Consider the following 14226-nt stretch of genomic DNA (forward strand, 5'->3'; position numbering starts at 1 on the left):
GCGGATGCTAGCATTGCCCGATGGTTTTGAATCCCGACAGCCCCCTGGGCAAATTGATGGCGACGCTGCCGCAGACCGGCCAGGTGACCTGGATCGGCGTGCGTCCGGCGCGTGACGTGGAGATGCTGGAGGTGGACGCGGTCCAGGCCACCGCCGGCATCGGGTTGGTGGGCGATCGTTACAAGGGCGGCAGTGGCAAGCGTGGGGTCACCCTGATCCAGGCCGAGCATCTGCCGGTGATCGCGGCGCTGGCCGGGCACGCGGCGATCGCGCCGGCCACGCTGCGACGCAATCTGGTGGTCAGCGGGATTGCGTTGATCGCGTTGAAGGGGCGGCGTTTCCGTATCGGCGATGTCGAGCTGGAAGGCACCGACCCTTGCGACCCTTGCTCGCGCATGGAAGACGCGCTGGGAGCAGGTGGCTACAACGCGATGCGCGGGCACGGCGGCCTGTGCGCGCGCATCCTGCGTGGCGGCGTGGTGCGGCTGGGCGATACGGTGCAGGCGCTATGAGCCGCGGTCACTGCATACTGGCGCACGGCTTCGAAAGTGGCCCGGCGGCACGCAAGGTCACCGCGCTGGCAGAGGTGGCCGAGCGTCTGGGCTGGACCCACGAGCGCCCGGATTTCACCGACCTGGATGCGCAGCGCCAGATCAGCCGGCTTGGCGATGTACAGGGGCGGCTGCTGCGGCTGTTGCAGATTGCGCGAGCAGCCGCAGACAGGGGCCCGCTGGTGCTGGCCGGTTCCAGCCTGGGCTCCTATATCGCCGCACAGGTGTCGCTGCAGGTACCCACCCAGGGGCTGTTCCTGATGGTGCCGCCCACCACGATGGGCCCGATGCCGGCACTGGATGCGGCGCCGGTACCGATCTCCATCGTGCATGCCTGGCGCGATGCGTTGATCCCGGCGGCAGAAGTGATCGCCTGGGCGCAGGCGCGGCGTGCGCGGTTGTTGCTGGTCGACGACGAACACGATCTGGCTGCGCATGTGGATGCGGCGTCGGCCGCGTTCGCCGATCTGTTGAACGGCCTGTGATGCACGCGTGCGGTGGCTGGCGCTGCCAGCGAGGTAGCCGATGAACGTGCTGATTCGCCAAGCCAGCCAAGACGATGCGGCCGCCATCGAGATCCTGACCATGGTCGCGTTCATGCGCGAGGACCACAGCCGCCACGACGAGCAGCACGTGATCGCGGCACTGCGCGAGGACGGGGCGCTGGTGTTGTCGTTGGTGGCCGATCACGACGGCTACGTGGTCGGGCATCTGGCGGTGTCGCCGGTATCGCTGTCGGACGGCTCCACCGGCTGGTACGCGTTGGGGCCGTTGGCGGTGGGGCCGGGGCATCAACGCCAGGGTCTGGGCACGCGGTTGGTGCAGGCGGCCTTGGCGAATCTGCGCGAACGCGGCGCGGCCGGTTGTCTGGCGCTGGGTGCGCCGGGCTTCTTCAAACAGCTGGGATTTGCGGTCGAGCCCGGACTGACCCTGCCCGAGGCGCCGGTATCGGAACTGCAGGCGCTGGCCTTCGGCGACCGCCTGCTGCCACTGGCCGATGTGGCGTATCACCCGGCATTCGGACTGGGCTGACTGGGCTGAATTGGCGCGCCTGGGCAGGACGCCATGCTGTCGGCGAAATGGTGCCGCCGCGCGCGCCGATGCCGTGCAGTGGACGTGTTCGTTTCGCGGCAACGGTCATCGCGCGGTCGTCGACGGCGCGGCAGGCAGGGCTGCGACACTGCATCGCATCAAAGACCATCACTGCCGAGGTGCCCGATGCCGCCTGTCGACTTGCAGTCCGAAGGGTCCGCGCCCAGCGGCCGTCTGCTCTCCCATTCGAATGATCCGTCCACGCAGGACGAGCAGGCACTGACGGCGGTGCGGGCCCGGTTGCTCCGCGACGAGGCCCACACACCCGAGCGGCTGGATGCGTTGCTGTGTCTGGTCGATGCGATGTCGACCTTCGAACTGGGCCGGTTCCTGCTGCACAACCGCGGACTCAATGCGCACTGGGCGCACCAGATGGTGACCTATCAGCCCGGTACATTGGCGCGCGATACTGCGCCCATGCTCGAGCATGCGCTGTTCGAGCGAATTCCGCTGCTGGTTGCCACCCGGCATCGTTTCGGCATCTTCCAGCACCAGCTGCAGGCGCTGTTGCGTCCAGGCATGACCCTGGTGTCGGTCGCCTGCGGCTTCATGGGCGAGCTGTTGATGCTGGACTACCGGCACTGCCCGGACGTGCGGCTGCTCGGCACCGACCTGGATCCGCAGGCGCTGGACGGCGCGCGTGCGCTGGCCCGGCAGCGGGGGCTGGAGCACCTGGTATCGCTGCAGTTGCAGGACGCCTGGGAGGCGGGCGAGCCCGGCAGCGCGGATGTGCTCACCAGCAATGGCCTGAATATTTACGAGCCGGACGATGCGCGGGTGCTCGCGTTGTATCGCGTCTTTTTCGATTGGCTGCGGCCGGGAGGCACGTTGGTGACCAGCTTCCTGACGCCGCCGCCGCAGCGCTCTGATCAGTCGCCATGGAAACTGGAGGCTGTCGACGCCTCGAATTGGCATCTGCAGGAACTTCTCACCAAGGTCAGCCCGCCGAGCGTCACCTTCCGCACCCAGGCACAAACGCTGGAGCTGCTGCAACGCGCTGGCTACGGCGATGTGACATTCATCGACGATCCTGTCGGGGTATTTCCGACCGTCGTCGCGCGGAAGCCGCCTGCCGCCTGAGCGGCCCTTGGTTCAGGGCGAGCCGGAGTGGCGAGCTGCGTCGTCCTGACCGCAGCGGCTGGGTTGGAGCGGTCGGTTGCCGGTGACCCGGGGCGCTGCAGGTGGCCGCGCAGCGTCCTTCGGGTCTGCCGTCCGGCCAGTTCAGCGGCGGCCAGCGCCTCAAGGCTGCGCTGGCCTGCGCGCCGTACCGGGCACGGCCGGCGCACCTGCCGTTGCTGGACGAGCTACCAGCGGCCTGGCTCTAGGGTGCTGGAGGCAATCGAGGAACTGCTGCGCAGCGACATCGGCGCACTGCTGGTGGCCTCGCACGCCGCCGCCTTGCTGCAGCGGCTGGGCCTGCAGCAGCGCCTGGACACCGCGCAGCCGCAGTGGCGGCTGGCGCCGTGGTGAACCGCGCGGCGGGCGATGCGGCCGGCGGGGGTGGTAATGCCGGCCGCGATGGCCGACCATTTGCGCCCGTCCCCGGCGGCCACGGCACTGCCCCTGCGGGCGCCGGCCCGCCGTCCTGCTCCCACGCTCGCCGCCGCGGCCAGCGTCTTTATCGATACCTGCCCACGTGAAATTCTTCGCATCCTGCGCCAAAGGCCTGGAATACCTGCTTGTCGATGAGCTGCTGACGCTTGGCGCCAGCAAGGCCACTGCCACCATTTCCGGCGTCAACGTCGAGGGTGAACCGCGCGATGCGCTGCGCGCGGTGATGTGGTCGCGCCTGGCCAGCCGCGTGCTGTGGCCGCTCACCGAGTTCGACTGCCCGGACGAGGATGCGCTGTACGCCGGTGTTGCCGAACTGCCGTGGGACGAGCACCTGTCGGTGGGCCACACCTTGTCGGTGGATGCGCACGTCTTCGGCACCGCGATCACGCACGCGCGCTACGCCGCGCAGCGCATCAAGGACGCGGTGGTCGACACCATGCGCCGGCAGGGGCTGGAACGCCCCTCGGTGGATGTGGAAAGCCCGGACCTGCGGTTGAACCTGTCGCTGCGCAAGGGCCGCGCCACCATATCGGTGGACCTGGGCGGCGGCCCGTTGCACCGGCGCGGCTGGCGCATGGCGCAGAACGAGGCGCCGTTGAAGGAGAACCTGGCCGCGGCGGTGTTGCTGCGCGCCGGCTGGCCGCGCGTCTATGCCGATGGCGGCGGTCTGCTGGATCCGATGTGCGGTAGCGGCACGCTGTTGATCGAAGGCGCCTTGATGGCCGCCGACGTGGCCCCGGGCCTGCAGCGCTATGGCAGCGATGTGCCCAGCCGCTGGCGCGGCTTCGACCGCGAGGGCTGGCAGCAGCTGGTGAACGAGGCGCGCGATCGCGACAGCGCCGGGCGTGCCGCGCTGAAGCAGGTGATCCATGGCAGCGACATGGACCCGCACGCGATCCGTGCCGCCAAGGAAAATGCGCAGGTGGCCGGCGTGGCCGAGGCGATCTGGTTCGGTGTGCGCGAGGTCGGCGACTTGCAATCCCCGCCGCAGGCCACCGGCGTGGTGGTGTGCAACCCGCCCTACGACGAGCGCCTGGCTGCCGATGCGGCCTTGTATCGCAAGCTTGGCGACACCCTGCAGCGCGTGGTGCCGCAGTGGCGTGCGAGCCTGCTGTGCGGCAACGCCGAGCTGGCCTATGCCACCGGGCTGCGCGCCGGCAAGAAGTACCAGCTGTTCAATGGCGCGATCGAGTGTGCGCTGATCGTCTGCGACCCGATCGCGGTGCCGCGCCGTACGCCGTTGGCGGCGCCGACTGCGCTCAGCGAAGGCGCGCAGATGGTGGCCAACCGGCTGCGCAAGAATCTGCAGAAATTCAAGAAGTGGCGTGCGCGCGAAGGCATCGAGTGCTTCCGCGTCTACGATGCCGACCTGCCGGAATATTCCGCTGCCATCGACGTATATCAGCAAGCCGATGGCGACCGGCGCATCTTCCTGCACGTGCAGGAATATGCCGCGCCGGCGACCATTCCCGAGGCGGATGTGCGCCGTCGCCTGGGCGAGTTGTTGGCCGCTGCGCGCGAGGTGTTCGAGGTGCCGGCCGAGCGTGTCGCATTGAAGTCGCGCGAGCGGGGCAAGGGCGGCAGCAAGTACGGCCGCTTCGAGCAACGCAACGAGATCGTCAACGTGCGCGAGCACGGCGCGCTGCTGCGGGTGAACCTGTTCGATTATCTGGACACCGGCCTGTTCCTGGATCACCGCCCGCTGCGCGGCACCATGGCGCAGCAGAGCAAGGGCCGGCGTTTCCTCAACCTGTTCTGCTACACCGGCGTGGCCAGCGTGCAGGCGGCGGTGGCCGGTGCCAGCGCCACCACCAGCGTGGATCTGTCCGGTACCTACCTGCAGTGGTGCGCCGACAACCTGGCCTTGAACGGCCAGGCCGGCAGCAAGCACAAGCTGGTGCAGGCCGATGCGCTGGCCTGGCTGGAAGCCGAGCGTGCGCATTTCGATGTGATCTTCTGCGACCCGCCGACCTTCTCCAACTCCGCGCGCGCGGAAGACTTCGATATCCAGCGCGAGCATGTGCGCCTGCTGCGCGCCGCGGTGGCGCGGCTGGCGCCGGGCGGCGTGCTGTATTTCTCCAACAACTTCCGCCGTTTCAAGCTGGACGAGGAAGCGGTGGCCGAGTTCGCGCAATGCCAGGAGATCAGCCCGCGCACCATCGACCCGGATTTCGAGCGGCATGCGCGCATCCATCGCGCCTGGCGGTTGACGGCCTGAGCCTAGCCTGGTCGTGTGCGATGCAGTGCTGGGTGCGGTGGCAAAGTCGCCAGCACGCGCAGTTGCCGCATCGGCACACGGCGAAGTTGCGGTAGCGCCTGAACGCGCGGACGCAACTGCGGCCGCGCAGGCGAGGGCGGGGCGCGGCGGCAACAAGCCCGCCACGGGGCTGCGGTATGCTGATTCGCACGTTCTGGAGTCGACGATGACCGCACCACCCCGTATCGCTTTTCTGGCCAGCCCGACCGAGCCCGCTGCCAATGCGCGCGCGCGCCTGGTGCAGCGCTATGGCGATCATCCGCTGGAAACGGCCGACGTGGTCTGCGCCCTGGGCGGGGACGGCTTCATGCTGCAGACCCTGCATCGCCATGGCGCTGCCGACAAGCCGGTATTCGGCATGAAGCTGGGCTCGGTCGGGTTCCTGATGAACCAGTACCGCGACGACGAAGACGATCTGCTGGTGCGCCTGCAGCGCGCCGAGCCCGCCCACCTGCGGCCGCTGGAAATGCTGGTGCAGACCGAATCCGGTACCAGTGCCGGCTCGCTGGCCTACAACGAGGTGTCGCTGCTGCGGCAGACCCGCCAGGCTGCGCATCTGAGCGTGGATCTCAACGGCCAGACCCGCATTGCCGAGCTGATCGGCGACGGCGTGATGGTGGCCACCCCGGCCGGCAGCACCGCGTACAACTATTCGGCGCACGGGCCGATCCTGCCGCTGGGCTCGCATACGCTGGCGCTGACCCCGATCGCGCCATATCGCCCGCGACGCTGGCGCGGCGCCATCCTCAAGGCCGATACCGAAGTGCGCTTCCGCGTGCTCGATCCCTACAAACGCCCGGTCAGCGTCACCGCCGATTCGCACGAGATCCGCGATGTGGTGGAAGTGACCATCCGCGAATCCACGCAGCGTCGCGTGACCCTGCTATTCGACCCGGAACATAACCTGGAAGAACGCATCTTCAGCGAGCAGTTTGCGGTGTGAGGGGCGGGGATTGGGCATTCGGGAATCGGGATTGGTCAATCACCGGCCCGCTGTCTGCGGTTGACGTGCGATCATCCTGGCATCGTGCAGCGGCGGTGTCCGCTTCAAACCAATCCCGACTCCCGACTCCCCAATCCCGACACCCAAATGGCTGACAACTCCCCCAGGTTATTGACCGTCGCGGTGACCTCGCGCGCGCTGTTCGATCTCGAAGAGGGCCATGCCTTGTTCGAATCCAGCGGGGTGGAGGCGTATTCGGCATTCCAACGCGAGCACGAGGACGACATCCTGCAGCCGGGCGTGGCGTTTCCGGTGGTGCGCAAGCTGCTGGCGCTCAACCACGACGTGCCCGAAGAAACCCCGCGCGTGGAAGTGATCCTGCTGTCGCGCAATTCGGCCGATACCGGCCTGCGCATCTTCAATTCGATCCAGCATTACAACCTGGGCATCGTGCGCGCAACCTTCACCTCCGGCGAGCCGACCTGGCCGTACGTCAAACCGTTCGGCACCGATCTGTTCCTCTCGGCCAACCCGGACTCGGTGCGGCGTGCGCTGACCCACGGCATTGCCGCAGCCACCATCATGCCGCGTGCGCCGGGCGAGCGTGCCGAGGCGGCTGCAGCGATCGTGGACAACGACGAAAGCCGGCTGTCCACGCAGTTGCGCATCGCCTTCGACGGCGACGCGGTGATCTTTGGCGATGAGAGCGAACGCATCTCGCGCGAGCAGGGTGTGGAAGCTTTCGGGCGGCATGAGCGCGAGCGTGCGCGCGAGCCGTTGTCGGTGGGGCCGTTTCGCAACTTTCTGTCGGCACTGCATACGCTGCAGGCGGCATTTCCACCCGGCGAAGCCTCGCCGATCCGCACCGCGCTGGTCACCGCGCGCTCGGCACCGGCGCACGAGCGGGTGATCCGTACCCTGCGCGAGTGGGGCGTGCGGCTGGACGAAGCGCTGTTTCTCGGCGGCCGGCACAAGGGGCCGTTCCTCGAAGCCTTCGGTGCGGATATCTTCTTCGACGATTCGCAGCACAACATCGACAGCGCACGCCAGCACCAGCATGTGGCCGCCGGGCATGTGCCGCACGGCGTGGCCAACGATCCGCCGAGCCGATGAGCGAAGCGCCGCCGCCAGTACGCGCGGCGTTGCGCCGCACCTGGCGCACGCTGGAGCTGTCTTTCAGCGATGACACGGTGCAGACCCGCATGGCGCGCTGGGCACCGCACCGGCTGGTATTGCCGTATACGCGCAGCATGCTGGCCGCAATGTGGTTGCAGCCGCAGCCTGCATGCATCGGCGTGATCGGCGTGGGCGGTGGTGCGCAGTTGAAGTTCTGCCACCGCTATCTGCGCCATGCGCGTATCGAAGCGGTGGAGGCCGATGCGCAGGTGCTGGCACTGCGCGATGCATTCGCAATTCCCCGCGACGATGCGCGGTTGCGGATCACGTTGGGGGACGGCGCCGACTGGATCGCCAGCCGCGGCGGGCGCTATGACCTGCTGCTGCTGGATGCCTACGATGCCGACGGCATCCCGCCGGCGTTGTGCACCCCCGAGTTCTACGCGCAGTGCCGCGCCGCGCTGACCCCGGGCGGCGTGTTGGCGTTCAACCTCTACGACGTGCCCATTGCCGCACATCTGGCGCAGCTGCGTTCGCTGTTCGACGGTCTGGTGCTGGTGTTGCCCGAGCCGGATCTGCGCAATCAGGTGGTCTTCGCCTGGAACCGCAGGCATACGCCAGCGCCCCCGGCGCACGCCTTGGCGCCGTTGCCGTGGGCGGCGCGCCGCCAGCTGCGTCCTGCGATGCTGCGGCTGCAGGCGGCATGGACGGAGCGCGCCTGGCGGTTTTCCTAAGGCATGGCCTGACCGAGCGAGAAGGGGCCTGCTGCTGCGCTACCGCGTCATCACGAACAGCGATCAGGCGTTGCGCGTCGCTTGTCCGCTGACACGCCGCCCACTTTGAAAACCTGGCAATTGCAGGTGACTGCACGCCAAGCCATCGCGTTGGCGCGCAACGCCTAGGGCGCAGGTCGAGCGGGTTGGTCGCCGAGCGGTAGCTGGATATCGGTCAGCCGCCACCTCAGGCCCTGGCGGGTCAGCACGAAGGTCACCGGCGCACCGTTGGCGGTCTGCGTGGTGGCGGTGAAGCGTTGGGTGGATTCGAAGCGTTGCGTGGCGCCCTGCAGCGGTCGCGCCGGTGCTGGCGCCGCGTAGGTGTCGGCACTGACGGTATCGCCGATCATGCGATTCCACACGCTATGGCCTTGCAGCAAGGCACCGATGCCCAGCGGCGTCACCAAGGTATCCACGCCGGCGCCGCTGATGCCGCTGGCCAGTTGCAGGGCGAAGCCGCCGAGCAGGCTCGATTGCATGCCGCTGCCGGCCTGTCGCACCAGGTAATCGTCCAGCTGCGCCTTGAGATTGACGCGCAGGCTGGGGAAATCCACATGGCGGTCCAGCTGCGCAGCATCGCGCTCGGCGATCGCGTGGCTGATGCCACGGATGGCCAGATACGGCCCGGCCACCACATAGCCGGCCAGCAGGACCGCCATTGCCAGGGGCACCCACCACCAACGCTTCTTCATCGTTCGCACTCCGTTGCCAGGGACGGGGGGGGGGTGGTTGCGCGCAGCCAGTGCGTGCGGGCATGGGTCACAGGATCACCGGTACTACGTCGAAGGCGGCACGGCGCATGCCGCCTGCCGCATCAGAATTCCAGATCCAGCGCCGCACACAGGTAATCGACGAACGGCGCCAACGTCACCAGGTCCGCCTCGATGGTCTGGCGCAGGCGTGGCCCGGTCATGACGGTGTCGTCCAGGTGGCGCAGGTAGGCCCAGTTGCGGTGCTTGAGATCGTCGATGAACTCGAAATCGTTGGGGAAGCCACGCGGTGCACGCACCAGCTTTTCGCTGTCGTCCAGCGCAAACTTGCGACGCAACTTGGGGTTGTGCGCGGCCGCTTTCCAGCTGCCGGGGTTGTCGAAGATGAACTGCCGCAGCTTGCGCTGGGTGTCCGGTTCCGGATGCCACAGACCTGCGCCAACGAAGCTCTCGCCCGGCTGCAGATGGAGATAGAACGAGGGGGCCGGTACTTCGCGCCGGCGCGCATGGAACAGACGCGCGCCCTGCCAGTTCTTGTACGGCGATTTGTCGTTGGAAAAGCGCGCGTCGCGGTAGATGCGAAACAGCGAGCCGCCCTGGGTCTTGGGGTCGGCGCGATAGTGTTCGCTCACCTGCGCCAGGCCCGGTTGCAGATCGGTGATCAGCTGCAGGAACGGCTGGCGCACATGCGCCTCGTACTGATGGCGGTGGTCGTTGAACCAGGTCTTGTCGTTGTGGCGGGCCAGGGCGCGCAGGAACTTGAAACTGGCGTCGGAAAAATAGCGGGTCATAGCGTGCGTTGGAGGTCCGAACCCCAGGCGGCGAGCTGGTCGAGTAGGGCTTGCTTGTTAGCATCGTCGGGGTGAGCAAGCCGTAAATCCGCAATCTGTGCGTGGTACTGGTCCAGGGTGACTTCGCCCAGCCCATGGTCTTCGAGCAGGCGCTTGCGGCGGTACTGGTTCCAGCGTTCCTGCTCGTCGAACGACAGCGTCTGCGGCCAGTTGCGCGCGCGGTAGCGGAACAGCAACTCGATCAGGCGCGGGTCGCGGAACCGCGCTTCCAGCGCGCCCAGCTCGGCGGGCGCGCTGGCGCGCACCTGGGCCAGCAGGCGCTTGTCGCCTTCGGCCAGGAAGCCGTCGTAGAGCGAGGCGTCGGCATCGTTGCCTGCGGCATCGGCGCCGCGCTCGTTGGCGTAGACCTGGCGGACCTTCTCGGCCAGGGCGGGGCCGAGGGCGCGCAGGCGTTCGGCCTTGGCCAGCACTGCGTCGCGGTCCACGCCCAGGCGCTGGAAATCGGCGTCGCGCAGATGCTGCCAGGCGACCAGCGCCGGCGACTTGTTCAGATGCACTTCCTTGAGCGCAATGCGTTGTTCGCCCTCGGGCAGGTCGGCGGCGCGGATGTACAACCGCTCGGCGATCTCCTCCGGGCTCAGCCGCAGCAGCACCTCCGGGTCGCCGTCCAGATCGAACACGATCACTCGGCTGTCGATGCTCGGATGCCGGGTCAGCGGCAATACCACTGCCGCGCACAGGCGCGAGGCAGGATAGCGCTGAGAGATGTGCAGCACCGGCTGCATGCCGATCACATCCAGCAGCGTGGCGGCAAAGCGCTTGTCGCGCAGGCGCAGCGCGTAGTCCCACAACTTCGGCTGGTGCTGCTGGAATTTGCGCGCCATGCCGATGGTGGCGTACACGTCGGACAGCGCTTCATGCGCATCGCCCTCGCGCACGTCGTTGGCATTGGCCAGGTGTTCGAGCTTGAACGAGGTGGAGCCGTCCTCGCGCTGCGGCCAGACGATGCCGTCCGGGCGCAATGCATGCACCAGGCGCAGCACATCCAGCAGGTCCCAGCGCGAATTGCCGCCGCGCCACTCGCGCTCGTAGGGGTCGTAGAAATTGCGGAACAGGCCGCAGCGCACGAACTCGTCGTCGAAGCGGATCGAGTTGTAGCCCAGCGTGCAGGTCTGCGGGCGGCTCATCTGCTCGGCGATCCGTGCGAACGCTTCGGCTTCGGTCACGCCTTCGCGCAGCGCATGCTGCGGCGTGATGCCGGTCACCATGGTGGCGTAGGGCGAGGGCAGCAGGTCGTCGGCAGGCTGCACGAAGAAGCTGATCGGCTCTTCGATCATGCGCAGCTGCGCATCGGTGCGCACGGCGGCAAACTGCGCAATGCGGGTGCGGCGCGGGTCCTGGCCGAAGGTTTCCAGGTCGTAAAAGAGAAAGCTCTCGGGCATGCGGTTGCGACATCCAGATCCGCGGCGCACGGCGTATGCGCCGCCTAGTGACCGCTAGTATCCCTCATCGCGGCGCTGGCACGCTGAGGCGCAGCTGTGGGCCGGGTCGGGCGCCCGCTGCGCGGACACGCGTGCGCGTCTGCGCGCACTGCACAGGCTGCGATGACACCCTCAGTGCGCGCCTTCCAGCGGCTCCAGGCGTGCATGCACCACCGCTTCCAGCGCGCTCCAGTCGATCCGCGACAGGTCGTTGTGCCCACGCGTGGCCTCGACCAGGATTTCACGCTGGATCTCGCTGCGCGCCAGCGCGATCGAATAGCGTGTGCGCAGGAAGGTCACCATGGTGTAATGCGGCACGAAGCGGGTGGGCCAGCGCGCCTGCAGTTGCTGCTCGAGTTCGCGTTGCAGCAGGAAGTCGGCATCGCCCACGCGGTCGCGCATTTCCAGGTAGTTTTCCAGCGCCATCTGCTGGATCGCGGCGGCATCGTCGCGGCGCGCTGCTTCGAACGCAGCGAATGCGCTGCCGATGTCCTCGTGCGCATCCATCTGCTCGGCCAGCGCCACGCAATCTTCGAATGCGCAGTTCATGCCCTGGCCGTGGAAGGGCACCATTGCGTGCGCAGCATCGCCGATCAGCAGTGCGCGGCTGTCCAGATGCCAGCGCTCCAGGGTCAGGGTGCCGAGCAGACCGGGCGGATGTTCCTCCCAGTGTTCTTCCAGCTGCGGAATCAGCGGCAGCGCATCGGGGAAATCGCGGGAAAACAGGGCATGCGCTTCTTCGCCGGTGCGGGTGGTGGCGAAGCTGGGGTCGCCGGCGTTGGGCAGGAACAGGGTGACGGTGAAGGTGCCGCCATCGTTGGGCAGGGCGATGCACATGTAACGCCCGCGCGGCCAGATGTGCAGCGCATTGCGTTCGATGCGGAAGCCGCCATCGGGCAGCGGCGGAATTTCCAGCTCCTTGTAGGAGTGATCCAGGAACTCGATGCGCTCGCCCAGCGGCGATTTGCGCTGCATCGCCGCGCGCAGCGCCGAGCCGGCCCCGTCGCTGCCGATCAGGCTCTGGAAATGGATCTCGTGCGGCTGGTCGTCGCGGTCGTCGATGAAGCGCGCGTAGCCGGCATCGAAGTCCACCGTATGCAGGCGGCGATGGAAGTGCACGCGCGTACCGGCCTGTTCGGCCAGATCCAGCAGCGCAATATTCAAGGCCGCGCGGTGGATCGACCAGATCACCTCGCTGTCGTTGCGGCCATAGCGCTGCAGCTGCGGCTGCCCGCTGACCGGGTGCACCATGCGCCCGCGCATCATCACCGCCTTGGCCATCACTGCGTCTTCGGCCCCGGCCTGGCGCAGCGCATGGCGGCCGCGCTCGGCCAGCGCCAGGTTGATCGAGCGCCCGGACTCGTAGCCCTTGATGCGCGGATCGCCGCGGCGTTCGTAGACGGTGACCTGCCAGCCGCGACGCGACAGCAGGATGGCCAGCAGGCAACCGGCCAGGCCGGCGCCGATCAGGGTCAGGGAGCGAGGGGAGACTGGGCTCAATGCAATGTCCGGCAGCAGCCGGACGCAGCGCCGGCAAAAAGGGGGAGACAGCAACTGGCAGTGGCGGCCGCCCTTGTATCAGCCATGGGCGGGGCTCGGAGTGTACGTGGGCATGCAGCGATTGCGCATGCCGGCCGCGCGGCCTGGTGGCGCGGCAGTCAGCCTGCCGCGCTCAGGTGGCGGCCCAGGCTTCCACCTGCTCCACGAATGTGTGCAGATCGCTGAAACGGTTGTACAGCGGTACCGGCGCAATGCGGATCACGTCCGGTTCGCGCCAGTCGCCAAGCACGCCGGCGGCATGCAGATGCTCGAACAGTGCGCGCCCCTGTGCGCGCCCGCCGGCCACCCGCAGCGACAGCTGGCAGCCGCGCCGCGCCGGTTCGGCCGGGGTGACGATCTGCAGCACCTGCGGCAGGCGTGCGTGGATCAGCTGTTCCAGATGGCTGGTGAGCTGTTCGGACTTGGCGCGCAACGCGGCCATGCCGGCCTGGTCGAACAACTCCAGCGACGCGCGCAGCGGTGCCAGTGCCAGCACCGGCGGGTTGCTCAGCTGCCAGCCTTCGGCGCCGGGCGAGGGCACGAACTGCGGCTCCATGCGGAACCGCGTGGGCTGCTCATGTCCCCACCAGCCAGCCATGCGCGGCAGATCGCTGGTGGCGTGACGCGCATGCACGAAGCAACCGCCCACCGCGCCGGGGCCGGCATTGAGATATTTGTAGTGGCACCACACTGCGAAGTCGGCGCCATCGTCGTGCAGGGACAGCGGGAGATTGCCCACCGCGTGGGCCAGGTCGAATCCCACCGCGGCGCCCTGCGCGTGCGCCAGGCGCACGATCTCGGCCAGATCGAAGGCCTGGCCGGTGCGGTACTGGATGCCGGGCCACAGCACCAGTGCCAGCCGCGGGCCATGTGCGGCAATGGCCTGGGCAATGGCGTCCATCGACAGCGTGCCATCGGCCTCATCGGCCTGCACTTCGATCAGATGGGTGGCCGGATCCAGCCCATGCAACCGCAACTGCGACTCCACCGCATGGCGGTCGGACGGGAACGCACCGGCCTCGATCAGGATCGCACCCCGCTCGGTGGTGGGGCGATAGAAGCTCGCCATCATCAGATGCAGGTTGACGCTGAGGGTGTTCATCGCCACCACTTCGCCAGGCTGCGCGCCGACCACGCGCGCCAGTCCGTCGCGCACCAGCTGGTGATAGGTCAGCCACTGGGTGGGGCCGGTGAAGTGGCCTTCCACCGCCAATGCGCCCCAGAGATCGAGCACCTCGGTCACCATGGCGCGCGCCTTGCGGGGTTGCAGGCCCAGCGAATTACCGACGAAGTAGGTCTGATCGGCGCCGGCATGCTGCGGAAACAGGAAAGCATCGCGCAGTGCGTGCAGCGGGTCGGCGGCATCCAGTGCCGCGGCATGGGAGCGGGACAGTGCGTCGGTGGTCATCGGGCTCGCAG

The 14226-nt window shown here is 67.9% G+C and carries 13 protein-coding genes and 2 pseudogenes; 10 read left to right on the forward strand and 5 right to left on the reverse strand.

The window, feature by feature from the left end; all coding sequences use genetic code 11:
• Nucleotides 1–20 precede the first annotated feature (20 nt).
• The 10 genes and pseudogenes from HG421_RS06330 (at nt 21) to HG421_RS06375 (ending at nt 8247) form a co-directional block, all read left to right on the forward strand.
• Nucleotides 21–512, forward strand: coding sequence for an MOSC domain-containing protein (locus HG421_RS06330; RefSeq protein ID WP_169705689.1), 492 nt, complete (start codon nt 21–23; stop codon nt 510–512).
• The gene (locus HG421_RS06335; RefSeq protein ID WP_169705690.1) at nt 509–1036 is read left to right on the forward strand and encodes a hypothetical protein; all 528 of its coding nucleotides are present in this window, start codon (nt 509–511) and stop codon (nt 1034–1036) included. The genes HG421_RS06330 and HG421_RS06335 overlap by 4 nt, the downstream gene beginning before the upstream one ends.
• Before the next feature lie 40 nt (nt 1037–1076).
• Nucleotides 1077–1583: a GNAT family N-acetyltransferase gene (locus HG421_RS06340; RefSeq protein ID WP_169705691.1), complete on the forward strand. Its 507-nt coding sequence runs from the start codon at nt 1077–1079 to the stop codon at nt 1581–1583.
• 186 nt (nt 1584–1769) lie between these two features.
• Complete coding sequence (locus tag HG421_RS06345) at nt 1770–2723, forward strand: class I SAM-dependent methyltransferase (RefSeq protein WP_169705692.1); 954 nt, start codon at nt 1770–1772, stop codon at nt 2721–2723.
• Nucleotides 2724–2833: 110 nt separating this feature from the next.
• A pseudogene (locus tag HG421_RS06350) lies at nt 2834–3113 on the forward strand (ABC transporter ATP-binding protein); the annotation flags it as partial.
• Nucleotides 3092–3283: pseudogene (locus tag HG421_RS06355) on the forward strand (hypothetical protein). The pseudogenes HG421_RS06350 and HG421_RS06355, both read left to right, overlap by 22 nt.
• Nucleotides 3280–5415, forward strand: coding sequence for a bifunctional 23S rRNA (guanine(2069)-N(7))-methyltransferase RlmK/23S rRNA (guanine(2445)-N(2))-methyltransferase RlmL (rlmKL, locus tag HG421_RS06360; protein ID WP_169705693.1), 2136 nt, complete (start codon nt 3280–3282; stop codon nt 5413–5415). Before HG421_RS06355 ends, rlmKL begins: the two are co-directional and overlap by 4 nt.
• 205 nt (nt 5416–5620) lie before the next feature.
• Nucleotides 5621–6397 (forward strand): NAD kinase, encoded by a 777-nt coding sequence (locus HG421_RS06365; protein WP_169705694.1) that lies wholly within the window; start codon nt 5621–5623, stop codon nt 6395–6397.
• A gap of 147 nt (nt 6398–6544) precedes the next feature.
• Nucleotides 6545–7510, forward strand: coding sequence for a 5'-nucleotidase (locus tag HG421_RS06370; protein ID WP_064509238.1), 966 nt, complete (start codon nt 6545–6547; stop codon nt 7508–7510).
• Nucleotides 7507–8247, forward strand: coding sequence for a transferase (locus HG421_RS06375; protein ID WP_169705695.1), 741 nt, complete (start codon nt 7507–7509; stop codon nt 8245–8247). Before HG421_RS06370 ends, HG421_RS06375 begins: the two co-directional genes overlap by 4 nt.
• Before the next feature lie 164 nt (nt 8248–8411).
• On the opposite strand, the gene HG421_RS06380 is transcribed toward HG421_RS06375, so the two are convergent.
• From HG421_RS06380 to kynU, 5 genes are all read right to left on the reverse strand, one after another.
• On the reverse strand, nt 8412–8978 hold the full coding sequence (locus HG421_RS06380; RefSeq protein WP_169705696.1) for a DUF2939 domain-containing protein: 567 nt from the start codon (nt 8976–8978) through the stop codon (nt 8412–8414).
• 122 nt (nt 8979–9100) lie between these two features.
• Nucleotides 9101–9787, reverse strand: a complete 687-nt coding sequence (locus HG421_RS06385) for a DUF2461 domain-containing protein (RefSeq protein ID WP_169705697.1) — start codon at nt 9785–9787, stop codon at nt 9101–9103.
• On the reverse strand, nt 9784–11229 hold the full coding sequence (gene sbcB / locus HG421_RS06390) for an exodeoxyribonuclease I (RefSeq protein ID WP_169705698.1): 1446 nt from the start codon (nt 11227–11229) through the stop codon (nt 9784–9786). The genes HG421_RS06385 and sbcB overlap by 4 nt, the downstream gene beginning before the upstream one ends.
• 171 nt (nt 11230–11400) lie before the next feature.
• The gene (locus HG421_RS06395) at nt 11401–12768 is read right to left on the reverse strand and encodes an FAD-dependent oxidoreductase (RefSeq protein ID WP_169705699.1); all 1368 of its coding nucleotides are present in this window, start codon (nt 12766–12768) and stop codon (nt 11401–11403) included.
• Between the two features lie 172 nt (nt 12769–12940).
• Nucleotides 12941–14215 (reverse strand): kynureninase, encoded by a 1275-nt coding sequence (gene kynU / locus HG421_RS06400; RefSeq protein ID WP_169705700.1) that lies wholly within the window; start codon nt 14213–14215, stop codon nt 12941–12943.
• Nucleotides 14216–14226 lie beyond the last annotated feature (11 nt).

The organism is Xanthomonas campestris pv. badrii (assembly GCF_012848175.1).
In the GTDB taxonomy this organism is placed as follows: domain Bacteria; phylum Pseudomonadota; class Gammaproteobacteria; order Xanthomonadales; family Xanthomonadaceae; genus Xanthomonas; species Xanthomonas campestris_C.

Excerpts from the sequence above, each read along its gene's own strand:
- HG421_RS06330 (WP_169705689.1), top strand. The coding sequence starts at position 21 with ATGGTTTTGAATCCCGACAGCCCCCTGGGCAAATTGATGGCGACGCTG.
- HG421_RS06335 (WP_169705690.1), top strand. The coding sequence starts at position 509 with ATGAGCCGCGGTCACTGCATACTGGCGCACGGCTTCGAAAGTGGCCCG.
- HG421_RS06340 (WP_169705691.1), top strand. The coding sequence starts at position 1,077 with ATGAACGTGCTGATTCGCCAAGCCAGCCAAGACGATGCGGCCGCCATC.
- HG421_RS06345 (WP_169705692.1), top strand. The coding sequence starts at position 1,770 with ATGCCGCCTGTCGACTTGCAGTCCGAAGGGTCCGCGCCCAGCGGCCGT.
- HG421_RS06365 (WP_169705694.1), top strand. The coding sequence starts at position 5,621 with ATGACCGCACCACCCCGTATCGCTTTTCTGGCCAGCCCGACCGAGCCC.
- HG421_RS06370 (WP_064509238.1), top strand. The coding sequence starts at position 6,545 with ATGGCTGACAACTCCCCCAGGTTATTGACCGTCGCGGTGACCTCGCGC.
- HG421_RS06375 (WP_169705695.1), top strand. The coding sequence starts at position 7,507 with ATGAGCGAAGCGCCGCCGCCAGTACGCGCGGCGTTGCGCCGCACCTGG.
- HG421_RS06380 (WP_169705696.1), bottom strand. The coding sequence starts at position 8,978 with ATGAAGAAGCGTTGGTGGTGGGTGCCCCTGGCAATGGCGGTCCTGCTG.
- HG421_RS06385 (WP_169705697.1), bottom strand. The coding sequence starts at position 9,787 with ATGACCCGCTATTTTTCCGACGCCAGTTTCAAGTTCCTGCGCGCCCTG.
- sbcB (WP_169705698.1), bottom strand. The coding sequence starts at position 11,229 with ATGCCCGAGAGCTTTCTCTTTTACGACCTGGAAACCTTCGGCCAGGAC.
- kynU (WP_169705700.1), bottom strand. The coding sequence starts at position 14,215 with ATGACCACCGACGCACTGTCCCGCTCCCATGCCGCGGCACTGGATGCC.